Raw genomic sequence first — 20,575 nt, 5'->3', positions numbered from 1 at the left:
TGTGACTGTTGCGGATACCGCTAGCCCGCATCCGCTACCGGAGATCGAGCAAATCCTTCTCGAAAGCAAGACAACGATCACTGCTTCTCCGCAAGGGTTGGTCAGCCGTCGTGCTCTCATCCAAAGAACACGAGGCGGCCCGCACCGAGTCGTGGCGATCACGGCTCCCGCCGGCTACGGCAAGTCGACGTTGCTCGCCGAGTGGGCTGCCGCTGAACAACGCGTTACGTGCTGGGCGACAGTGGACCGTTTCGACAACGACCCCGGCGCCCTGCTCACTCTCCTGGCAACCGCGACTCAGGACGTAACCCCGGGTGGCGCGAATCTCGCTTCCAAGATGAGGGGCACGAGCACAACCCTCCTCGCACGCTCCGCGCCGCTCCTCGCCCGCACCTGGAGCTCGGCGCCCGAACCGTTCGCTCTCTTCATCGACGACTTTCATCTCGCGTCTTCTCCCGATTGCCTCGATGCGTTCATGGTCGCTCTGCAGGGCATCCCGGAAGGCTCGCTCGTCGTCATCGCCAGCCGCGAGACCCAGCCGCACCTCGCACGCATGCGCGTGAGCGGCGCCGTCGCCGACGTGGATGCGTCCGACCTCCGCATGGATCAGGGTGAAGCGGAGAAGGTCTTCGTTGCGGTGACCAAGACCGCTCCTGCCGACGTCGTCGCTGCCGCTGTCGAGCGGAGCGAAGGATGGCCAGCGGGGATCTTCATGTCAGCGCTGACGTTCAACGACGGCGGGACGGTGGCGATGTCCGGAGACAGCGGCCCTATCGCCGACTATCTCTATCGCGAGTGCCTTGCGGGCCTACGCCCCGAGCTGCGAGATTTCCTCCTCGACACTGCCATTCTGCACGAGCTCACTCCGGAGCTCTGCGACCACATTCGAGAAACGAACACCTCGCACGACCTGTTGCACAGCGCGCTGTCACTCGGTCTGTTCCTGTCCCGGATAGGACATCACGACGACTGGTACAGGTACCATGCTCTCTTCCGCGAGTTCCTCGTTCGGGAGGGCGAACGACTCGACCACCGCCGCATGCGTGCCCTCCACGTCCGAGCCGGCAACTGGTACGAGGCTCATGGTGTCGCGCCGCAATCCATCGAGCATCTGATCGCAGGCGGCGAGGACGCTCGAGCGGTGAACAGCGCCGCGCGGATCTCGTTGGCGATGTTCCAACGGGGTGAGGTCTCGACGCTCGACCGTTGGCGGAACACGCTCGGCGATGCTGTGGTCCGCTCCTGCCCACCGATGGTGGTGATGTCTGCATGGAAGTCGGCGATGTTCGGCGAGAGCCCGCGTGCGGAGGACGATGTCGCAGCGCTCGAACGCATCGACTCCACTCTGCTCACTCAACCGATGAGAGCGTCCTTCGAGGCAGGACGTGCGCTGGTCCGTGCATCCCTGTGCGCAAACGGGCCGGAGGATATGCTGCGCAACACCGATTTCGCCGTGCAGCAGGCTCCCGAGGGGACTCCATGGAACGGCCCTGCACTGTACTTGCGCGGAGAAGCGCGCCTGCTCAACGGCGATCTGCCGAGTGCTGAGCGAGACTTTTTCATGGCCTACGATGCCTCAGCTGCGCACGGGAATTCCACGGCGTTGCTGCTCTCCGTCGCGAACCTGACCGTCCTCGCCGCTGACCGCGAGGAATGGGACCGTGCGGCCGAACTCGCGTCGGACACCCTGCGCATCCTCGACGAGTGGGCGTTCGAGGGCTACCCGACGATTGTGCTCGCGCTCGCCGCTGCGGCCCGGGTTGCAGCACAGAGCGCCGACGACCAGGCACGACTGCTCGTGTCTCGCGCAATGCGCGCGCGGGTGCAGTCCAGGCACACATTCCCCCACGTCGCGATTCGCGCGCGTCTTCAGCTCGCGGCAGCGTTCAGGCTCCTGGGCGAAGAGGACGCGGCGATCCAGTTAGCTCGCGAAGGCGTCTTCCTGATGCGGCGTCGGCCGCGCATGGGTGCCCTCGGCCGGCAGCTGGAGGAGTTCCTGGTGGGTCGCACATCGGCGGACCAGGCGGCGACGCCGACGGTCGTTCTGACGCCGGCGGAGATGCGGCTACTGCCCTACCTTCAAACGCATCTCACGCTCCAGGAGATCGGTGAGCGCCTGTTCCTGTCGCGTGCGACGATCAGTTCGCAAGCTTCCTCCATCTACAGGAAGCTGGGCGCTGAGCGCCGAGGATCTGCGGTTGCTGCGGCACAAGGGCTGGGGCTGCTGTCCTGACGGCATCCGTCGCGGCATGACGTTACCCGCCGAACGCGGGCGTGAGGACGCAACGGTCGTTGCGCCCTCACACGGGGAGATTCAGACTGCGGCTACCGCCTCGCCGGAGATCGCGCGCGCCTTCATCGCCGCGAACTCGTCCGGCGTAATGGTTCCCGCGTCAAGAAGTGCCTTGGCCTTGGCGACCTCATCCGCGGGGCTGGAGCCGGCCACATCGCGAATGTACGCGTCGGTGGCGTCGCGCGCTTCACGTGCCTGCTCGTTGATGCGGTCCGGCATGCTGCCGCCGCGAGCGATCAGGTAGACGAGCGACGTCAGCAACGGGACGAAGACGAGGAACACAATCCACGCGGCCTTCGCCCAGCCGTTGAGCGCGCGATCACGGAAGAGGTCCGAGAGCACCATCACGACGGCGATCAGCGAACCCAGGAGGACGAAAGCGAAGAAGAAGAGGACCAGAACGTCCCACAGGGATTCCAGAATGTTCAACACAGCACCTTTCACAGGCTCGGCGTCTCCGAGCGTTCACGTCCGACTCGCTTTCGACCGGACGCAGCGAGCCTATTGTCGGCGGGCCACGGCACCGGAGGGCGACCGGGGATTTCGTTCACTGTGTATGAGGGCCTCCTTCGCGCCATCGATCCGCAGCGTCGAGCGCCTCCCGGATCGAGTCGCCGACGCGCGGATGTTCCGGGAACACACGGCCTTCTCCGAGCCGGTCCAGCGCTCCAGTGGCGCGAAGCTGTTGGAGAACGGAGGGGCTGACCCCCGCGACCATGATGGTTCCGCCGGCTGCCGTGACACGAACCGAGTATCCTTCCAACACCTTGAGGAACGTGCTACCGATCTCGGCCTTGCCTCGCAGGCGGATGATGACGACGACTCCGGCCGCGCTCGGAGGAACCGCCGGCAATTGGCTCTCCATCACGGGGGCCGCTGCGAAGAAGAGGCTCCCGTACGGGACGAGAACGCACGTCTGTCCGCCCTCTAGGACTTCGGGTGCGGCTATCTCCCGCGGCATCTGCTCGCCGTCGTCGAAGACCCACTGCTTCACCATGACCCGATTCGACTGTCTGATCACGTACAGGATGACGGCCAGCCCGACGCCTGACAGGGCCGCATACTGCAGCGGGACGACAAGGGTCAGCAGAAAGGTCACGGACAGCACCGTCGCCTGCACCGGCCCGGTGCGCCACACCAAGAGGATCTGGTGGATCTTGAAGGTGCGGATGCCGACGAGGATCAAGAGCCCTGCCAGAGAGGGCATAGCGACGTATTCGAAGACCGGACCGGCGGCGAAGATCGCCAGGGCCATCACGACGGCGGCGCTGAGGTTCGCGAGCGCGGATCGAGCGCCCGCGGTGCGCACGAGCGCCGTGGCGGACATCGAACCACCGACGGGCATGCCCTGGAAGAAGCCCGCCGCGATGTTCGCGATGCCCTGCCCGCGGAAGTCCGCCGATGCGTCGGCGAACTTCCCATCGGGGTTCGGGATCGAGCCGCTGATGGCGGCCCCCTGGACGAGGCCGACAAGCGCCAACGAGCATGCAGGCACGACGAGGGCGGCGATCAGCGACAGATCGGGGATCTCCATACCGGGCATGGCACGCGGCACGTCTGTGAGGTCACCGATGGTCGCCACGGACCCGGTGCTCAGGGCGTTGATCCACCATGCCGCGGCAGACCCGATCACGACGGCAACGACCATCCCCAATGTTCCGATGCGGGTCCGCTCGAGCACGAGGATCAGCGCAACCGTGAGCAACGTGACGAGAACCGTCGGCAGATTCCACTGCAGGACATGGACGACGGAGTCCACCGCGCGAAGCACCCGGTTGTCCCCCTCGGCGACTCTGCCCGTGGCATTGTCCAACTGCCCGAGCATGATATTCACCGCGACGGCATTGATGAAGCCCACCAGCACCGCCGTCGGAATGAAGCGAACGAGCGTTCCGAGCCGCGCGATTCCCAGGACGAGCATCACCGCCCCTGCAAGCAGCACGAGCATCGCCAACCCGGACGTCGAGAGTCCCGTAGGCATCCCTGCGTCGACATCGGAGACGACGACGGCCATCGCGCCGGTGGCTTGGACGGACATGAACACCGAGCCAGTGGCCAAAGCCCCCGCGAACGTGCCGAAGAGATAGGCATACAGACCATGTAGGGGATTGAGACCGGCCAGCATGCCCGCTGCGAGTCCGTCGGGGACGCTTTCCACGCCCAGCACGATGCCGGCCCTGACGTCGGTTCCGACGGTGCTCCGCGTACCGAAGCGGCGCATGTAGCGACGGAGAAACGCGCGGGCTTCTCCGATGGTCAACCCCATGCCTGGATCGCCTTCTCAACTGGGATGATCCCGACCAGGGGCGAAGTCGCCCGGTCGACATGTTCGGCACGGAAGGCACAATCGTCCGGGCCGAACACCACGGCGACGGTAGTCCCGACCGCGCCGATCCGGCCGAAGAGGAAGCTGACCGCGTTCTCTCGTGCTCGGCGCGAGAGGAGGGTTGCGATCAGGGCCGTGATCGCAAGAGGGCTGGCGACGATGCCGAGGAGCGCCGGGATCGATTCCCACCCGAGCTCGATCATGCGTGGCCTCCTCGGCGCGGCTCACTGGACGATTTGCTGCTCGACGGGCCGGCAAGCGCCTTCACTGCATCCCTGTTGGTGGTGAACTGCCCGATCCCTTCGAGCAGTCCGAAAGTCTCGAGTCGTTCACGCAGCCGAGGTCGGACTCTGGCGAAGACCACGCGTATCCCTCTGCCTTCGAGCGCATCCAGGAGGCGCCGCAGGTCACCTGCCCCCGTCGCATCGACGTCGCTGATGCCCTCGGCGTCGAGGACCAGCCCCGTCGTCTCAGGTCCGGCCGCGTCGACGAGGGCCGTCACCTGCTCTGAGATGGCGGGAGCATTGGCGAAGAAGACCTGGCCTGCCAGGCGGATGACCAGGAGCTCCCCTGGTTCAGGCGTTTCGATGATCTCGGTGAATGCGTCCGCGTCACCGGAGGCGAGGGCATCGACCTGCGGAGTCGCAGCGCGTCTGGCGAGATTTACCAGCGACAGGATGAATGCGATGGCGAGTCCTTGGAGCGGTCCGAGGATGAGGACGCCGAGGAGACAGACGGCCCCGATCCCGAACTCGTACGGCGATGTCCGCGCGAGCTGAATGAAGTCGCGCATGCCGAGGAGGTTGAAGACTGCTACCGCGACCACAGCTCCGATCACCGGTGTGGGGATCTGAGCGAGGACGTCGGTGCCGAACAAAAGCAGCAGGACAGCGCCCGCGGCCATGATGAGGCTCGGAAGTTGCGTGCGTGAACCGAGCTGATCCGTCGCGGCGGTCCGTGATGTCGATGACCCCACCGCGAACGACATCGACAGGCCGGCGGCGACGTTCGCCGCGCCGAAGGCGAGGAGGTCTTGGTCGCTGTCGGTGCGGTAGCCGCGCTGTTCCCCGTACGACCGGGAGAGCAACACTCCCTCCGCCATCGTGATGAGGGCAAGAGCGAGAGCGGACGGGATCAGCGACGCCCATTGGCTGAAGCTCAGTGTGGGGAACGCGAACTGCGGAGGCCCTGCTTCCACCTCGCCCAGAACCGCCACCCCCACCTGATCGAGGTGGAATCCGGCGGTGATGAAGGTGGCGAGAATGAGCACGAGCAATGCCCACGGGGCTTTCGGGAGCAGGCGTCGCCCGCCGACGAGGATGACGAGTGCACATACGCTGAGAAGGACGGATGGGGCGGATGCCTCAGGGATGCGGGTGATGAGTTCGACGACCTCGCGGAAGAAGCCGTCGGCGTGCCCGGAGGCAACCCCCAGCATCTTCCTCACCTGGCTGACGAGCACCTCGAGTGCGAGGCCCGCGACGAATCCGATGAGGATCGGGTGCGAGAGGAAGTTCGCCAGGAAGCCCCATCGCAGCACTGCAGCGATGAGCAGGGCCAACCCGCACAGAATCGCTTGGGCCGCTGCCATCTCGGCGAAGTCGTCTTCGCCCACGCCGAGACCGACCAGAGACGAGAAGACGAGCGCTGCTGCGGCCGCGTCGGGAGAGGCGACCACTTGGCGGGAGGAGACGAGAATGACGTAGACGAGTGCGGGAACGATGAGCGCGTACAGACCTGCGGTGACGGGCAGACCGGCGATCTGCGCGTATCCGATGTTCAACGGCACCGCGATGGCGAGCAGCGTAAGGCCGGCAAGCGACTCACGGAATACGCTCGCGTGGCGCAGCCCCTGCAATGGCCGTTGCATTCGGCTCTCCCCTCTGACGCTTCGTGTTCGAAGCCGACGACATCGTCCCGCGGTCGATCCGGGCGGATGAGGCCGTAGGGCGGATTTCATTCGGATCGGATGAGTGCAGCACATGCAGCATGTCCGCCGTGCCCGTGAGGGGATCATCGGCGGCGAGAGTTCGCCGTTGCACTCAGAGGCGGACGATGGGGGCTGCCGACGGTTTGGTTGACGTTGGTGAGGTGAGCGTTGTCCCAGTCCCGCTGCGAGACGGGGTTCGCGCGCCACTGGAAGAACGCTTTCTTGCTGAAACCCAGCACCCGGCAGGTCACCGCGACCGGAATCCGATCAGCGGCCAACTCGCGGACCAGCGGGAACATCATTTGGGGAGTGACGCCTGCGACAGATACGCGGCCGCTCGGCGGAGGATCTCGTTCTCCTGCTCGAGCAACCGAATGCGCTTCTTCGCCGCGCGCAGTTCGGCCGCGTCGGCTTGGGTCACGCCGGGCTTGATGCCGTCTTCGACGTCCGCGATCTTGAGCCACCGTTGCAGACACGACTCCGAGACGCTGAAGTCCTTCGCGATCCGGCTGATCGGGCTTCGCCCCGACGTGCGACCGCGATGACGTCGTTCCGGAACTCTTCGAGGAGAGCTTTCGGCACGTTGACCATCCTTCCGTGAGAACCGAAATCCTCACAGCGTTGGAGTCAACCGAAGCATCAGCAGTCCCAAGCGCCACCTCGCCAAGATCGAGCACGAGCTTGCAGACGGCAACTCGACTGCGCACCTATCTGGTAGGTCGACGACATTCCGGCAAGCGGCGGAAGCGATGATGGAAGCGATGATCGCTGCGAGCGCTCACCTCAAGCAGAAGACTCTCGACGGGTAGGAGATCGCACTGCGCGTGCATGCCTATCCCGCCTTCGGTAACCGGCGCATCTCGACTCTCAAGGCCGCGGACATCGACGACTGGCTCGCGGGTGTCCGTGCCAAGCCGAAGGCAAACGGCGTGCAGCGCACCGAGACAAGCGTTCTCGGAACGTACAAGGTGGTGCAGAAGGTGTTCTCCGACGCCTACGCGCACCGGCTTATCCCGTTCAACCCCTCCATCGCTGTGACGAAGCCGAAGGCCGACACCGCTGAGGCGCGCTTCCTGTCAGTGGAAGAGGTGAACCGGCTGGCTGCCGAGATGACGGTCCAGCCGCCGTACGATCTGTTGGTACGATTCGGCGCTCTGACCGGGCTGCGCATTGGCGAGGTAGCTGCGCTGCGTATCCGCGATGTCGATCTGCGCCGTGGCGAGGTGCAGGTGCGTCGGAACATGACGCACACCAGCAAGGGCAATGTCCTCGGCACCCCGAAGACGGCGCGGGCGGTTCGCGATGTGCCGACTCTGGACGACGGGCTTTTCCGCGACCTCGGCGTCTACCTGCGCCAGCACCCGCACCGCGACAACTTGGAGGCGGGGCTGTGCCCGGGGAAGGTACCGGGGCACAATAAGCTCAGCTACGAGCACACCTTCGACCCCAAGGGCTTCTATCGCTACACGTTCAAGCCTGCCGCCGCACGGGCTGGACTTGACGGGCTGCACTTCCACGAGCTGCGCCACACGTTCGCCACGCTGGCACTTGAGTCTCGCGCGCTCGACATGCACGAGCTATCCCGAGCGATGGGCCACGCGAGCTACGCCATCACCGACGAGATTTACGCGCACGTCCGGCCTCGCGACTTCAGCGCGCACCGCGCGGCATTCTCTGCGCACATCTCGGCTGTGAGCGCGCCGGTCGCTCCCGTGCGCCAGATCTCCTAGCGCTTCAGATTCGCGTCCATCCAGTCCGCGCTCGCGGCGGTCATGCCTCGCGACAGCGCCGCGAGCCCTGTCGCGAGGTCGACGGAATACGAGACGATCAAGCTGTTTAGAATCGAGCCCCCGGTCTTCTGCGCGGCACTCCGCGACAGCGCCCACTTCGCGGAGTTCTCCACTCCCGACGACTTGCTGACGAAGTGAGCTACGACCTCGTTGCGAATCAGAATTAACTCGCCGTAGAAGGGCTTGTCGGTGCGCATCTCTTTGAGCTTCGATGTCATCGCACTCATGGCCTCGCCCCACTTCGCCGGGTCTAGGAATCCAGCAAGCCGACCATGCTGCTTGCCTGCTTCAACGGCAAGTTCCCGCATCATGATTCCGACTCCCTTTTCAGCTTCGATCAGGGCAAGCGCAAGGTATTTCTCCGCAGTGATGCGCGACGACTCGTCAGCGAGCAGAAGCCTCAGATTCATGCGGATGTCCAGATCTACCTGAGTGATGAAGAACTGAAGGTTGGCATACGCCCTGAGGACTGCGGTATCGCCAGTCTCGGCGGAGAACGTCGCGACGTTCTTCGCCGCCATGACGACCGTTCTGGCCGCGTCCGGGATCGTGACATCTAGGTTGGCGATGAACTCATCATTCGAGGGCGTCGGCATGCGCTCATCCTGGCAGAGCCTGCGGGCAGCTGGAGGAGACTCATCCGAACGTCACGACCTCATCAAGGCTCGCGAACGCGTCACCCGTGATGTCGTCGACGGACACGAGCGGTCCTGTCAGCTTCTCGCCCGCCGCGCCGAGGCAGTCTTGAACACCTGCGGGCTGATTTCGCGCGATGGGGAGCGTGATCGACATGTCGTACGAGCCCCTGAGCGGTGTTCCCTTGTCTGAGAACGGCCCGAAGGAGACTTTCCCATCCTGCACGGTTCCCTCATCTTGACCGAAGTACCCAACCTCGACGAAGAAACTTGCGTTCATCTCTGCCCCGTCCGGGAGATTAGTCGTCGCGTCGATCACGACACCGCCACCTGGATCGACGGTCAGCTCGTAGTCGATCTTGACCTCGACAGGCGAACTTGGACAGGTCGGAACCGCAACGTCCGGCGTCGGCAGAGGCGTCGCCGTTGCCGTCTCAGCGACGGACGGTCGCGGCGTTTCGGACCGAGGCAGCGTGGCCTCTGGTGCGCAGGCGGACAGCGCGAGGATCAACGCAACCGGAACGGCAAGCTTCGACGCGAGTCTCATATGTAGAGGATGGCACCGGCCCGGTGCAAACCTGAGCGTCTGCGGAAATCGGACCCCTTTTGGAGCCCTCGTCTTCTTCCGCACATGCAGAAGGCCCGGAGACTCTTGCGAGTTTCCGGGCCTTTCTCGGTCGGGCTGACAGGATTTGAACCTGCGACCCCTTGACCCCCAGTCAAGTGCGCTACCAAGCTGCGCCACAGCCCGTTGTTCTGCACTCTCGCGCAGGCAACTCCACTATCTTAGCCGCATCCTCGGCCCCTCCGCGAACCGAGGCGTTGCGAGTGTCGGATGCCCGACTTAGCGTCGCGGCATGGCGACGATCACGACCGCGCGAGGGGATGACGTGCATGCGCTCACCGGCGGCGGCGTGGCCAGTCGCCAATGCCTCTGGCCGGTGCTGAGCGACGGCGGCTGGAACACGACCGCCGGCACAGAGCTGAAGCCGGGTCACACTCTCGTCGTCCTCGGTCTCGCCGCATGATCGTGACCATCGAGAAGCCGCTAGCGTGAAGGCATGAGCGACGAGACTTCGACCATCGACGATCCAGAGCTCGGCACGTTCGCGCGCGCCCGTTCGGAGCTCACGGACGGCACGGTCCTGACGCACGATTGGTTCGTCGGCACGATCTCCGTCGAGGGCACCGAGCTCGAACTCATGCTCGAGGGCACGACGTCCGACGAGGTCGCCCCGCTCCTCCCCCGACTGCGCGACACGGTGAAGCGACTGCCCATCATGAAGCGGATCGCGACCGATGCGGTCGTCACGAACTTCAGCACGGGCGCCCCCGAAGCCCACGAGCTCGACGACGCCGCGTCCGACCTCACCATCGAAGCGATCGAGGCGGCCGCAGACGGCACCGTCGTCCTGCACCTCATCGACAGCTGCGGCGAGCACTTCCCCGAGGGATACTGGCCCGCCGTGCATCTCGGCGTGGACGACGGCGTCGTTCAGGTCACCGTCGAATCGTGAACAGCGCGGCCCCCGAGAGCCCGTCACGGGCGTCATCCTACGATGGGGGGATGCAGCGTCGCGCCACGTCCCTCTCACTCACGTGGGCCTTCCTCCCGTTCGTCGTGATCTCGATCGTCCACGTCGTCCTGCTGGCCACGGACAACCCGTTCGCCGCACCCACGAAGCTGCTCCTGATGCCGATGCTCGCCATTCCGGTGCTGGTCGTCGCGCGACATCTCACTCCGCGCATCACGGTGTTCCTGTTGCTCGCGGCATTGCTGTTCTCCTGGCTCGGCGACGGTGCAGGGGCGTTCTTCCCCGCCGGTCCCGAGCTGCCCCTGATGCTGCTGTTCTTCGGCATCGCGCACGTGGCATACATCCTTCTGTTCGCGCGACACTTGTCGACGCGTCGGATGCCCTGGTGGGCTCTCGTATACGCCGCGTGGTGGGTCGCGATGATCGCTGTCCTCGGTCCGCACACCGGCGGCCTGCTCGTGGCGGTCGCCCTCTACGGACTCGTCCTCGGCAGCACCGCAGCCTTCTCGGCGCGCTGCCATCCCCTCGTCGCGGTCGGCGGGGCCTTCTTCCTCGCGAGCGACACGATCCTCGCCTTCCGCCTTTTCCTCCCCGATTCCCTGCCATCGTGGAGCAGCCCCGCGGTGATGCTCACCTACGTGATCGGCCAGGGCCTGATCATCGCGGGCGCACTCGTATCCCTGCGGAGGACGAGTTCCTGATGGATGCCGCACGTGTGGACAGCTGGCTCTGGGCGATCCGTGTCTACAAGACACGCTCGGCCGCGACGACAGCATGCCGCGCAGGGCATGTAAGGGTGAACGGCGACAAGGTGAAGGCGGCGCAGCAGATTCGTGTGGGCGACGAGTTGCGCATCCGCATCGCGGGATTCGATCGGATCCTCATCGTTCGTCAGCTCCTCGTCAAGCGCGTCGGAGCGCCGGTGGCGGCGCTCGCCTACGAAGACCGCACGCCCGAGCGCGAGCCTCAAGCCGCCCTGGGCCTTCGTGATCGTGGGGCCGGGCGTCCGACGAAGCGAGAGCGTCGCGACATCGACAAGCTTCGTGGACGCAACGACGACCGCCTGACCTGATATCTCGGCATTCATGCCCCCTCTCGCCTTCCTTCATTCGAACCTATGTTCTAAAATGAGGGCATGGCAAACGCGACCGATCTCGACCTCGAACTCGAGGAGCGACGTCGCGTCCTGGATGCCTGGGTCGCGACGAGGCGTCGGATCGCCGCGCTCGAGGCGGAAGCCGCAGAGCTGCTGACCGAGCAGATCACCCTGCACGATGCCGAAGTCACCGCGAGCCCCTTCCATCGAGAGGCGATCTACCGTTCCATGATCGCGGAGTTCTCCGCCGCCGGCCACGTGTCTAAAGGCTCGGTGGAGTTCGCCTTCGCCGATGCCCAGGCGCTGCGCACCTCTCTCCCCGCCGTCCGCGCCGCGTTCTCGAAGGGCGCCGTGAGCGCCGGGCACGTGCGCGAGATCGCCAGGGCGAGCGCGATCGTCGCCGAAGCCGTCCGCAACAAGAAGGTCGATTCAGCGGTCATGAGCCTGTTCGAGACGGCGGTGCTCGTGGTCGCGGAACAAGACACGGCAGCGCGCACGAAGGCTCATGCGCGCCAGGTCGCGGCCGCGCTCGTCGGCGAGACCGTCGTGCAGAGGCACCGACGCGCCGCGGAAGAACGCTGCGTCACGGTGAAGTCCCTCGACGACGGGCTGGCCCTGCTCACGGCGGTGCTGCCCGAGTGGATCGCCACCGCGATCTCCGACAGGCTGAACCGCATGGCGCGCGAAGTAGTGCGCGCTCGGAACGACCGCGATATCGTGCCGCTACCCTGGTGGTTCGAGGAAGTCGACGGCATCAGCCCCGAAGATCTCTCGCTCGACGACCCCGCGTTCGACCTGCTCGACGACGGGGTGATCCCGAGCACCGGGGGCGACACGTTCGCCACCGACCCCGAGGTCGAGCACTTCCCCACCGACACTCGAACCTGGGCGCAGACGGAAGCCGACCTCTTCACGGATCTCCTCCTCACCGCAGACCCCAGCGTCGCGCACGGCGACGGCCTCGACGGCATCCAGGCCCGAATCCAGGTCACAGTCGCGGCGACCACGCTCGCCGGCGCCGACGACAAGATTGCGGAACTCGACGGACACGGCCCACTTCACCCCGACATCGCCCGCGATCTCGCGGGTCGCAACACCGGCTGGAGCCGCCTGTTCCTCGACCCGACCGGCATGGTGGTCGAGACCGACACCTACACGCCGACCGAGGGGATGCGACGGTTCCTCCGTGCGCGCGACCAGCATTGCCGGTTCCCCGGGTGCCGCATGCCGGTGCACCGCTGCGAGATCGACCACAATCACGATCACGCGAAGGGCGGGAAGACCAGAATCGACAACCTCGGTCACTTCTGCCGTGGCCACCACACGCTCAAGCATCCGCACATGCCCGACCCGCATCGTTGGACGGCCCAGCAGGAGAAAGACGGCAGCGTCACGTGGCACAGCCCCCTGGGTCGCGACTACGTCGACCCGCCACCCCGACGCGTGATGTTCGTCTGAATCATGATGTCCGCAGAGCGGGAGACGACGTCAGCCGTGCGCCGCGAGGATTTCGAGAAGCCATCCTGCGGATCGGACCTGACCGGCACCGGCGCGCTCCACTCGTTCGCGGAGTTCCCGGTCGCTGGTCACTGCGACTACCGTCTCCGCACCGGCGACGCGGCGCTCGACCTCGGCGACGATCGCGTCGTCGCCCGCGGCCTCCGCCCGGATGATGGCGACTGCGCTCGCATCGTCATCGATTCCTCGGGCCTGCCCTTCGACCACCATCGACACCTCGGGGAACCACGCGTCGCCCCCGAGCTCCAGGTCGCCCGCAGAGACCGCCAGTCCCTCCAGCCGAGCCCTCAGACGAGCCGCCGCCCCTGCGCGATCCTTCCACCAGCCGTCCGGAACAGATCCGACGACGTTCGCGGCATCCACCACGACAGCCGGACGCACGGTGAGCAGCGCCCGCAGCGCCGGCCACGACGCTCCGAAGCCGGGGTGCAACGGTCGAGAATCGACCTGATCGACCGGCACCCATTCCAGGGCGACGCTCTCCGGGTCGCTGATCACCGGCTCGAAAGGAACCCGCACATCGGCGACGACGGTCGTGTACGCCCAGATTCCCAGGTCGAGAACGCTCGTGAACCGGGCTCGCACCGCCCCGTCCGGGACGCCTGCCTCTTCCTGAGCTTCGCGGATGGCTCCGGCGATCGCGCTCTCCCCCTCGTGCAGCGCGCCTCCTGGCAGCCCCCAGGTGCCCCCGAAGTGGCTCCACGAGACGCGATGCTGCAGCAGTATCCCCCGGGCAGGGTCGTAGGCGAGAAGACCGGCAGCGCCGAAGCGGCCCCAGTACTTCTCCCCCGACTCCGCGATCACCCAGGCATCGCCGGGATTCCGCGGCCCCTCAGGGCGACGCGGTTCACCGGAGGCAGGAGGTACGACAGTCACCCCCTCAGCCTTTCACAGCATCGGGGTCACGGCACCACGGCGCGACACGCGCCGGAACAGATCAGCGCTGACGCTTCTCGCGCACCCGCATGTTGATCACGATCGGCGTGCCCTCGAACGAATAGAGCTCACGCAGACGCCGCTGGATGAATCGGCGGTATCCCGGGTCGAGGAACCCTGTCGTGAACAGCACGAACGTCGGCGGACGCGTCGACGCCTGGGTGCCGAACAGGATGCGCGGCTGCTTTCCACCACGCAGCGGGTGCGGGTGCTCGGCCACGAGTTCCGCCAGGAAGGCGTTGAACTTGCCCGTGGGGATACGACGATCCCAGTTCTCCAGCGCCGTCTCCAGCGCCGGCACGAGCTTGTCGAGGTGACGCCCGGTCTTCGCCGAGATGTTCACGCGCGGGGCCCAGGCGACGTGCGCCAGGTCCTGCTCGATCTCGCGCTCGAGGTAGCGGCGGCGGTCGGCGTTCTCGAGGTCGTCGTCGTTCAGACGATCCCACTTGTTGAACGCGAGCACGAGCGCGCGGCCCGACTCGAGCACGAGGTCGATGATGCGCACATCCTGCTCGCTGATCGACTCGGAGACGTCGAGCACGACGACCGCGACCTCGGCCTTCTCCAGCGCGGCAGAAGTGCGCAGCGAGGCGTAGAAGTCCGCACCCTGGGCCATGTGCACGCGGCGGCGGATGCCGGCGGTGTCGACCAGTCGCCACATCTTCCCGCCGAGCTCCACGACCTCATCCACAGGGTCGCGGGTGGTGCCGGCCAGGTCGTTCACGACCACGCGCTCCTCGCCGGCTGCCTTGTTCAGCAGCGACGACTTGCCCACGTTCGGGCGACCGAGGATCGCCACTCGACGCGGGCCCCCGATCTCCTGCTTCGCGACGGCCGAGACCTCGGGAAGCTTCTTCAGCACGGCATCCAGCAGGTCGGCGACACCACGTCCGTGGATGGCGGACACGGGGTGGGGTTCACCGAGACCCAGGCTCCATAGGGCCGCGGTCTCCGGCTCCTGGCGGGCATCGTCGATCTTGTTGGCGACGAGGAACACCGGCTTGCCGCTCTTACGCAGCAGCTTCACGACGTGCTCGTCTGTCGACGTCGCACCCACCATCGCGTCGACCACGAACAGCACCATGTCGGCGAGGTCGATCGCGACCTCGGCCTGCATCGCGACCGACCGGTCGATGCCGCGGGCGTCAGGCTCCCATCCGCCGGTGTCGACGAGCGAGAAGCGACGATCGGCCCACTCGGCCTTGTACGTCACGCGGTCGCGGGTCACGCCCGGGGTGTCCTCGACGACGGCCTCGCGGCGGCCGAGGATGCGGTTCACGAGCGCGGACTTGCCCACGTTCGGTCGTCCGACGATCGCCACCACGGGCAGCGCCGGGCTGTAATGGATGCCGTCCTCGCCGAGCGTGATGCCCGCGAGGAGTTCCGCATCCTCGTCGTCCAGCTCGTAGTCGGAGAGTCCGGCGCGCAGTGTCTCCGCACGCTGCTCGGCGAGATGCTCGTCGAGCTGGTCCATCTTCTCGGCGAGCTGGTCGGGGCCGCCTTCGTATTCGTCGTCAGCCACGGTGTGCTCCTTGGATTCGTTCGATCACCGTGAGGACGGCATCGATGGTCTGGGGGAAATCGAGTTCCGTCGAATCGACGACCTCGACGCCTTCTGCGGCGTTGAGGAAGTCGACGACGGCGCTGTCTGAGGCATCGCGCTTGTGCAGCGCCGCGGCGACAGCAGCCGCGTTCTCGCCGGCGAGTTCGCCGGCACGTCGGGCGGCCCGTACCTCGGGGGCCGCGGTGAGAAGGATCCGCACCGGGGCGTCGGGGGCGACAACGGTCGTGATGTCCCGCCCTTCGACCACGACGGCGGGGTACGACGACTCGGCGACGAGTCGCCGGAACATCTCGTTGACTTGTGCCCGCACCTCGGGCACGCGCGCCACGCCGCTCACGGCCCCGGAGACCCGCGGGTCGCGGATCGCCTCGGTGACATCGACGTCGCCGACGAGCACCGTCCGCTCGTCGGGGTCGAGCCCGAGCGTGAGCGGGAACGCGGATGCCGCGGCGCGAACAGTCTCGGGATCCTCGGTGTCGGCACCCTGATCGAGTACATGCCAGGCCAGCGCACGGTAGGCGGAGCCGGTGTCGAGGTAGCCGAAGCCGAGGGTGCGGGCGACGGCCTTCGACACACTGGACTTGCCGGAGCCGGCCGGGCCGTCGATCGCGATGAATTTGTGGGCGTCGGTCACGTGCTTCTCCGCGGCAGAGGTCGAGATGTCAGTCATTGGTGCTCCCTGCGATGCGCCAGCCGCGCTCCTGCAGTCCGGTGATCGCACCGTGCAGCGCTGCCGGATCGACGCTGATCTCAGCGAGACCGAACTGCGCGCCGGGAGAGTGCTCGAGGCGGAGATCCTCGACGTTGACGCCGAGCTCGCCGAGCTCGCCGAACAGCCTTCCGAGCTGCCCGGCGGTGTCGTCGACCATGACGACGAGCGATTCGAAGCGCTGGTTCTGTCCGTGCTTGCCGGGAAGGCGCTCGACGCCGTCGTTGCCCTGACGGATCGTCTCGGCCACGATGCGGCGGGCGCCGGGAGCCCCGGGCTGGCGAAGGGCGTCGGAGATCTCCCCGAGGTCGGACGCGAGCGCGTCGAGGATCTCGACCACGGGTGCGGCGTTCGCCCCGAGGATCTGCACCCAGAGCTCAGGGGCGGATGCCGCGATCCGCGTCGTGTCGCGGACGCCCTGGCCCGCGAGACGGAGCGCCCCCTCCTCTGCTTCGGCGAGGCGACCCGCGAGCAGACTCGCCACGACCTGGGGCACGTGCGAGGTCAGTGCGACCGAACGGTCATGCTCCTCCGGAGTCATCTCGAGCGGCATCGCTCCCACATCGAGCGCCAGAGCCTCGACGAGGGCGAGATCGGAAGCCTTGGTCTCCTCGTCACGGCACACCACCCACGGCCGACCGATGAAGAGGTCTGCGCGGGCCGAGATCGCCCCACCGCGCTCACGACCGGCGAGCGGGTGCGAGCCGATGTAGCGGGCGAGGTCGACGCCGCGGGCCCGGAGCGTGCGAAACGGCTCGAGCTTCACGCTGGCGACGTCGGTGACGACGGCGTGCGGGAACCGTTCGAGCTCTACCTGGATCACGTCGGCCGTGACATCGGGCGGGACGGCGACCACGATCAGAGATGGTGAGTCGTCCTCCGCAGGGAGGCGGCCTGCACCGTAGTCGACGGCGAGGCGGAGCTGTGCGGGCGAGGCATCGGTCAGCACGACGTCGACGCCCTTCGTGCGGAGCGCATGCCCGATGCTCGCGCCGAGGAGTCCGGCGCCGACGATGCGGACGGTGCCGGAGAGGCGCGGCGCGACAAAGCCCGCTCTCCGCCCCGTGGGCGCACTCGTCGTATCGGTCATTCGTTCTCCTGCTCGCCTGGCGCCTCGGCGACACCGGAATCACGGCGCGACAGGGTCAAAAGCGCGCCGAGTTCGATTTTACTCAGTTCCCGCGTCTTCCCGGCCGGGAGGGTTCCCAGGTGGAGCGGACCGAACTGGCGACGCACGAGCTCTGTGACGGGGTGGCCGACCGCGGCGAGCATCCGACGCACGATCCGGTTGCGACCGGAATGCAGCGTCAGCTCCACCAGGCTCGACCCGCGAGACGTGTCCAGCAGCCGCGCCTTGTCCGCCGCGATCGGACCGTCTTCGAGCTCGATGCCCTTGGTGAGCTTCGAGATCGTCTGAGGCAGCACGGTGCCCTCGACCTTCGCGATGTACACCTTGGTCACGCCGAAGGAGGGGTGCGCCAGCACGTGCGCGAGGGCGCCGTCATTGGTGAGGATCAGCAGTCCGCTGGTCTCGGCATCGAGGCGGCCGACGTTGTACAGACGCTCCTCGTAGTCGGCGGTGAAGCGACGGAGGTCGGGACGGCCGCTCTCGTCCTTCATGCTACTGACGACGCCGGTGGGCTTGTTGAGCATGACGTAGCGCTTCGAGACGTCGAGCTGCACGGCGGTGCCGTCGACATCGACGAGGTCGTTCTCCGGGTCGATCCGCCTGCCGAGCTCGGAGACGACGATGCCGTTGACGCGGATGCGCCCCTCGGTGATGTACTGCTCGACCACGCGTCGCGAGGCCACCCCCGCGCCGGCGAGGACCTTCTGCAGGCGCACGCCCTCGGGTGCGGTCTCGGAGTCTGTCGAGGCGTCGAAGCCGGTCATCGGATGGTCCCTTCGTCGAATCCGTCTGCCCCGTCATCGAGCAGCGGGGAGATCGGGGGCAGCTCGTCGAGCGAGTTGATGCCCAGGTGCTGGAGGAGCGCGTCGGTCGTGCCGTAGTTGAGCGCGCCCGTCTCGGAGTCTGCGAACAGCTCGGTGATCAGGCCTCGGGCGAGGAGGGTGCGGACGACCGAGTCGACGTTCACCGCGCGGATGGAGGCGACCTGGCTGCGCGTCACCGGCTGCTTGTAGGCGATCACGGCCAGAGTCTCGAGAGCGGCCTGCGAAAGACGAGCGGGGGCCTGTCCGCCGACGAACTCGGCCACCACGGCGTCGAGGTCCTCACGCACGTACAGTCGCCACCCGCCGCCGACCTCCCGCAGCTCGAAGCCGCGTCGAGGACCAGTGCCCGCACCGTCGTAGTCCTCGACGAGCGCCTCGAGCGTCTGACGCACGGCGGGCACGGGCGATCCCACGGCGGCGGCCAGTGCGACGAGACCGATCGGCTCGTCCACGATGAACAGGATCGCCTCGATCCGCTCGGAGAGGGGGATCTCCGGCGCCGCGTCCGTGCTTTCCGGTGTCAGGCTCTCGTCGGTCACGTCATCGGTCATAGTCGGCTCCCAGGGTCGCCAGCGTCTCATCCGACCAGGAGTCGGCTGCCCAGCGCAGCGTCAGCTCGCCGAGCGGTTCCAGTTGTTCGAAGGACAGTGCCGCATGCCGGTACAGCTCCAGCACCGAGATGAAGCGCGCGACGACGATACCCGGCTCAGTCACGCCGGCGACGAGCTCGCGGAAGCTCAGCGACTCGGCGCCGCGCAGCAGCGTCACCACGATCGCCGCCTGTTCGCGGATGCTGACCAGCGGCGCGTGCAGATGGTCGAGCCCGACGTGCGGGATCTCTTTCGGCGCGAAGGCCAGCAGCGCGAGCGCGGCGAAGTCGTCGGCGGTCAGCGACCAGACGAGCTCCGGTGTCTGGCGGCGGTGCTTCTCCTCGAGGCGGACGGCACGCACATGACGACGGTCTTCGCGCTGCAGACAGCGGGCGAACCACGTCGAGACCTCCTTGAAGGCCCGGTACTGCAGCAACCGGGCGAACAGCAGATCGCGCGCCTCAAGAAGAGCCACGGCCTCGGCATCCACCAGCTCGCCCTGCGGCAGAAGCCCTGCCACCTTCATGTCGAGCAGTGTCGCAGCCACGACCAGGAACTCGGAAGCCTGATCGAGATCGTCGTCGTCGTCGAGCGCGCCCAAGTACGCGATGAACTCGTTGGTGACCGCGCTCAGAGACACCTCGGTGATGTCCATCTCGTGCTTCGAGATGAGGTTCAGCAGCAGGTCGAAAGGACCGTCGAAGTTCGACAGCGAGACCCGGAAGCCTGCGGTGTCGGCAGACGCGGAATCGCCTGCGCCCTCCTCGGGCGACGCGTCGACAGGTCTTTCGCTAGGCGACGGCGCCACGGGCGACCAGCTCCCGCGCCAGCCGCAGGTAGGCCTGAGCGGCGGCGTGCTCGGGGGCGAACTCGGTGATGGGCACACCCGAGACCGAGGCATCCGGGAACTTCACGGTGCGGCCGATCACGGTCTCCAGCACGTCGTCGCCGAACGCTTCGACGACGCGCTCGAGCACCTCGCGAGAGTGCAGCGTGCGCGGGTCGTACATCGTCGCCAGCAGGCCGTCCATCGTGATCGACGGGTTCAACCGATCGCGCACCTTGTCGATGGTCTCGATCAGCAGCGCCACACCGCGCAGCGCGAAGAACTCGCACTCGAGCGGGATGATCACGCCGTGAGCGGCCGTCAGCGCGTTGACGGTGAGGATGCCGAGCGAGGGCTGGCAGTCGATGAGGATGACGTCGTACTCCCCCGCCACCTGGCGGAGGACACGGGCGAGGATCGTCTCACGTGCCACCTCGTTGACGAGGTGCACCTCGGCGGCGGAGAGATCGATGTTGGCCGGCATGACGTCGAGACCCTCGACGCTCGAGTGCACGATCGCGTCGTGCGCGTCGCGCTTGGTGTCCAGCAGCAGGTCGTAGATCGTCGGCACATCGTGCGTCGGGATGCCGAGGCCGGCCGAGAGCGCACCCTGCGGGTCGAAGTCGACGGCGAGGACCTTCCGGCCGTACTCGGCGAGAGCCGCGGCCAGGTTGATCGAGGTCGTCGTCTTGCCGACGCCGCCCTTCTGGTTGCACAGCGCGATGATGCGCGCAGGACCGTGCGACTTCAACGGCCCGGGGATCGGGAACCCGTGATACGGGCGGCCGGTGGGTCCCATGGGGGTCTCGTCGGCCTTCTGCGCCTTCGCCCTGGACTTCGCCACTTTCTCAGCCACCCGTTCTCCTGCTCCTTC

The 20,575-nt window shown here is 66.7% G+C and carries 21 protein-coding genes, 1 tRNA gene and 1 pseudogene; 7 read left to right on the top strand and 16 right to left on the bottom strand.

Features of this window, described 5'->3' with window-relative positions; all coding sequences use genetic code 11:
- Position 1 precedes the first annotated feature (1 nt).
- Positions 2–2,233, top strand: a complete 2,232-nt coding sequence (locus tag ASD13_RS06360) for a helix-turn-helix transcriptional regulator (protein ID WP_157535598.1) — start codon at positions 2–4, stop codon at positions 2,231–2,233.
- A gap of 81 nt (positions 2,234–2,314) precedes the next feature.
- Here ASD13_RS06360 and ASD13_RS06355 read toward each other — a convergent pair whose 3' ends face one another.
- From ASD13_RS06355 to ASD13_RS17635, 5 genes and pseudogenes are all read right to left on the bottom strand, one after another.
- Positions 2,315–2,725, bottom strand: coding sequence for an SHOCT domain-containing protein (locus ASD13_RS06355; protein WP_442922321.1), 411 nt, complete (start codon positions 2,723–2,725; stop codon positions 2,315–2,317).
- Positions 2,726–2,840: 115 nt separating this feature from the next.
- A complete protein-coding gene (locus tag ASD13_RS06350; RefSeq protein ID WP_082531429.1) occupies positions 2,841–4,559 on the bottom strand; it encodes a SulP family inorganic anion transporter in 1,719 nt (572 codons plus the stop codon).
- Positions 4,550–4,822 carry a hypothetical protein gene (locus tag ASD13_RS06345; protein ID WP_055867175.1) on the bottom strand — a complete coding sequence of 91 codons (273 nt, stop codon included), beginning with the start codon at positions 4,820–4,822 and terminating at the stop codon, positions 4,550–4,552. The genes ASD13_RS06350 and ASD13_RS06345 overlap by 10 nt, the downstream gene beginning before the upstream one ends.
- On the bottom strand, positions 4,819–6,489 hold the full coding sequence (locus ASD13_RS06340; RefSeq protein WP_055867172.1) for a SulP family inorganic anion transporter: 1,671 nt from the start codon (positions 6,487–6,489) through the stop codon (positions 4,819–4,821). Before ASD13_RS06340 ends, ASD13_RS06345 begins: the two co-directional genes overlap by 4 nt.
- 197 nt (positions 6,490–6,686) lie before the next feature.
- Positions 6,687–7,131: pseudogene (locus ASD13_RS17635) on the bottom strand (IS3 family transposase); the annotation flags it as partial.
- 242 nt (positions 7,132–7,373) lie between these two features.
- Here ASD13_RS17635 and ASD13_RS06330 point away from each other — a divergent pair.
- Positions 7,374–8,279, top strand: coding sequence for a tyrosine-type recombinase/integrase (locus ASD13_RS06330; RefSeq protein WP_055867169.1), 906 nt, complete (start codon positions 7,374–7,376; stop codon positions 8,277–8,279).
- Here the strand turns inward: ASD13_RS06330 and ASD13_RS06325 are convergent.
- From ASD13_RS06325 to ASD13_RS06315, 3 genes are all read right to left on the bottom strand, one after another.
- Positions 8,276–8,935 (bottom strand): hypothetical protein, encoded by a 660-nt coding sequence (locus tag ASD13_RS06325; RefSeq protein ID WP_055867165.1) that lies wholly within the window; start codon positions 8,933–8,935, stop codon positions 8,276–8,278. The two genes, ASD13_RS06330 and ASD13_RS06325, sit on opposite strands and share 4 nt — an antisense overlap.
- A 40-nt stretch (positions 8,936–8,975) precedes the next feature.
- Positions 8,976–9,521: a hypothetical protein gene (locus ASD13_RS17355; protein ID WP_157535597.1), complete on the bottom strand. Its 546-nt coding sequence runs from the start codon at positions 9,519–9,521 to the stop codon at positions 8,976–8,978.
- Positions 9,522–9,651: 130 nt separating this feature from the next.
- Positions 9,652–9,725, bottom strand: a tRNA-Pro gene (locus tag ASD13_RS06315).
- A gap of 106 nt (positions 9,726–9,831) precedes the next feature.
- On the opposite strand from ASD13_RS06315, the gene ASD13_RS17350 reads away from it, so the two are divergent.
- From ASD13_RS17350 to ASD13_RS06295, 5 genes are all read left to right on the top strand, one after another.
- Positions 9,832–10,002 carry a hypothetical protein gene (locus ASD13_RS17350; protein WP_157535596.1) on the top strand — a complete coding sequence of 57 codons (171 nt, stop codon included), beginning with the start codon at positions 9,832–9,834 and terminating at the stop codon, positions 10,000–10,002.
- A gap of 33 nt (positions 10,003–10,035) precedes the next feature.
- The gene (locus ASD13_RS06310; protein WP_055867160.1) at positions 10,036–10,491 is read left to right on the top strand and encodes a hypothetical protein; all 456 of its coding nucleotides are present in this window, start codon (positions 10,036–10,038) and stop codon (positions 10,489–10,491) included.
- 50 nt (positions 10,492–10,541) lie between these two features.
- Positions 10,542–11,210: a lysoplasmalogenase family protein gene (locus tag ASD13_RS06305; RefSeq protein WP_055867157.1), complete on the top strand. Its 669-nt coding sequence runs from the start codon at positions 10,542–10,544 to the stop codon at positions 11,208–11,210.
- Positions 11,210–11,581: an RNA-binding S4 domain-containing protein gene (locus ASD13_RS06300; RefSeq protein WP_200935119.1), complete on the top strand. Its 372-nt coding sequence runs from the start codon at positions 11,210–11,212 to the stop codon at positions 11,579–11,581. Before ASD13_RS06305 ends, ASD13_RS06300 begins: the two co-directional genes overlap by 1 nt.
- Positions 11,582–11,644: 63 nt before the next feature.
- The gene (locus tag ASD13_RS06295) at positions 11,645–13,063 is read left to right on the top strand and encodes an HNH endonuclease signature motif containing protein (protein WP_055867155.1); all 1,419 of its coding nucleotides are present in this window, start codon (positions 11,645–11,647) and stop codon (positions 13,061–13,063) included.
- A 30-nt stretch (positions 13,064–13,093) separates the two neighbouring features.
- On the opposite strand, the gene ASD13_RS06290 is transcribed toward ASD13_RS06295, so the two are convergent.
- From ASD13_RS06290 to ASD13_RS06255, 8 genes are all read right to left on the bottom strand, one after another.
- Entirely contained in the window at positions 13,094–13,999 is a 906-nt protein-coding gene (locus ASD13_RS06290; protein ID WP_055867152.1) for an NUDIX domain-containing protein, read from the bottom strand.
- A gap of 61 nt (positions 14,000–14,060) precedes the next feature.
- Positions 14,061–15,533, bottom strand: coding sequence for a ribosome biogenesis GTPase Der (gene der, locus ASD13_RS06285; protein ID WP_235562539.1), 1,473 nt, complete (start codon positions 15,531–15,533; stop codon positions 14,061–14,063).
- Positions 15,534–15,573: 40 nt separating this feature from the next.
- Positions 15,574–16,293, bottom strand: coding sequence for a (d)CMP kinase (gene cmk, locus ASD13_RS06280; protein WP_157535595.1), 720 nt, complete (start codon positions 16,291–16,293; stop codon positions 15,574–15,576).
- Positions 16,286–17,422 (bottom strand): prephenate dehydrogenase, encoded by a 1,137-nt coding sequence (locus tag ASD13_RS06275; RefSeq protein WP_055867150.1) that lies wholly within the window; start codon positions 17,420–17,422, stop codon positions 16,286–16,288. The genes cmk and ASD13_RS06275 overlap by 8 nt, the downstream gene beginning before the upstream one ends.
- Positions 17,419–18,225, bottom strand: coding sequence for a pseudouridine synthase (locus ASD13_RS06270; RefSeq protein WP_055867147.1), 807 nt, complete (start codon positions 18,223–18,225; stop codon positions 17,419–17,421). The genes ASD13_RS06275 and ASD13_RS06270 overlap by 4 nt, the downstream gene beginning before the upstream one ends.
- Entirely contained in the window at positions 18,222–18,836 is a 615-nt protein-coding gene (gene scpB, locus ASD13_RS06265; protein ID WP_055867144.1) for an SMC-Scp complex subunit ScpB, read from the bottom strand. The genes ASD13_RS06270 and scpB overlap by 4 nt, the downstream gene beginning before the upstream one ends.
- Positions 18,826–19,683, bottom strand: a complete 858-nt coding sequence (locus tag ASD13_RS06260) for a segregation and condensation protein A (RefSeq protein ID WP_017830142.1) — start codon at positions 19,681–19,683, stop codon at positions 18,826–18,828. Before ASD13_RS06260 ends, scpB begins: the two co-directional genes overlap by 11 nt.
- Positions 19,667–20,500 (bottom strand): ParA family protein, encoded by an 834-nt coding sequence (locus tag ASD13_RS06255; RefSeq protein WP_174799605.1) that lies wholly within the window; start codon positions 20,498–20,500, stop codon positions 19,667–19,669. The genes ASD13_RS06260 and ASD13_RS06255 overlap by 17 nt, the downstream gene beginning before the upstream one ends.
- Positions 20,501–20,575: the final 75 nt, after the last annotated feature.

The organism is Microbacterium sp. Root1433D1 (assembly GCF_001426835.1).
Taxonomy (GTDB): domain Bacteria; phylum Actinomycetota; class Actinomycetes; order Actinomycetales; family Microbacteriaceae; genus Microbacterium; species Microbacterium maritypicum.
Note: the sequence above shows the minus strand (reverse complement) of the source record. Positions and strands in the feature narration are given on the sequence as shown.

Coding starts and splice junctions, on each gene's coding strand:
- ASD13_RS17355 (WP_157535597.1), bottom strand. CDS start 9,521: ATGAGACTCGCGTCGAAGCTTGCCGTTCCGGTTGCGTTGATCCTCGCG.
- ASD13_RS06340 (WP_055867172.1), bottom strand. CDS start 6,489: ATGCAACGGCCATTGCAGGGGCTGCGCCACGCGAGCGTATTCCGTGAG.
- ASD13_RS06300 (WP_200935119.1), top strand. CDS start 11,210: ATGGATGCCGCACGTGTGGACAGCTGGCTCTGGGCGATCCGTGTCTAC.
- ASD13_RS06270 (WP_055867147.1), bottom strand. CDS start 18,225: ATGACCGGCTTCGACGCCTCGACAGACTCCGAGACCGCACCCGAGGGC.
- ASD13_RS06345 (WP_055867175.1), bottom strand. CDS start 4,822: ATGATCGAGCTCGGGTGGGAATCGATCCCGGCGCTCCTCGGCATCGTC.
- ASD13_RS06305 (WP_055867157.1), top strand. CDS start 10,542: ATGCAGCGTCGCGCCACGTCCCTCTCACTCACGTGGGCCTTCCTCCCG.
- ASD13_RS06325 (WP_055867165.1), bottom strand. CDS start 8,935: ATGCCGACGCCCTCGAATGATGAGTTCATCGCCAACCTAGATGTCACG.
- der (WP_235562539.1), bottom strand. CDS start 15,533: ATGGACCAGCTCGACGAGCATCTCGCCGAGCAGCGTGCGGAGACACTG.
- scpB (WP_055867144.1), bottom strand. CDS start 18,836: ATGACCGATGACGTGACCGACGAGAGCCTGACACCGGAAAGCACGGAC.
- ASD13_RS06275 (WP_055867150.1), bottom strand. CDS start 17,422: ATGACCGATACGACGAGTGCGCCCACGGGGCGGAGAGCGGGCTTTGTC.
- ASD13_RS06350 (WP_082531429.1), bottom strand. CDS start 4,559: ATGGGGTTGACCATCGGAGAAGCCCGCGCGTTTCTCCGTCGCTACATG.
- ASD13_RS17350 (WP_157535596.1), top strand. CDS start 9,832: ATGGCGACGATCACGACCGCGCGAGGGGATGACGTGCATGCGCTCACC.
- cmk (WP_157535595.1), bottom strand. CDS start 16,293: ATGACTGACATCTCGACCTCTGCCGCGGAGAAGCACGTGACCGACGCC.
- ASD13_RS06255 (WP_174799605.1), bottom strand. CDS start 20,500: ATGGGACCCACCGGCCGCCCGTATCACGGGTTCCCGATCCCCGGGCCG.
- ASD13_RS06295 (WP_055867155.1), top strand. CDS start 11,645: ATGGCAAACGCGACCGATCTCGACCTCGAACTCGAGGAGCGACGTCGC.
- ASD13_RS06310 (WP_055867160.1), top strand. CDS start 10,036: ATGAGCGACGAGACTTCGACCATCGACGATCCAGAGCTCGGCACGTTC.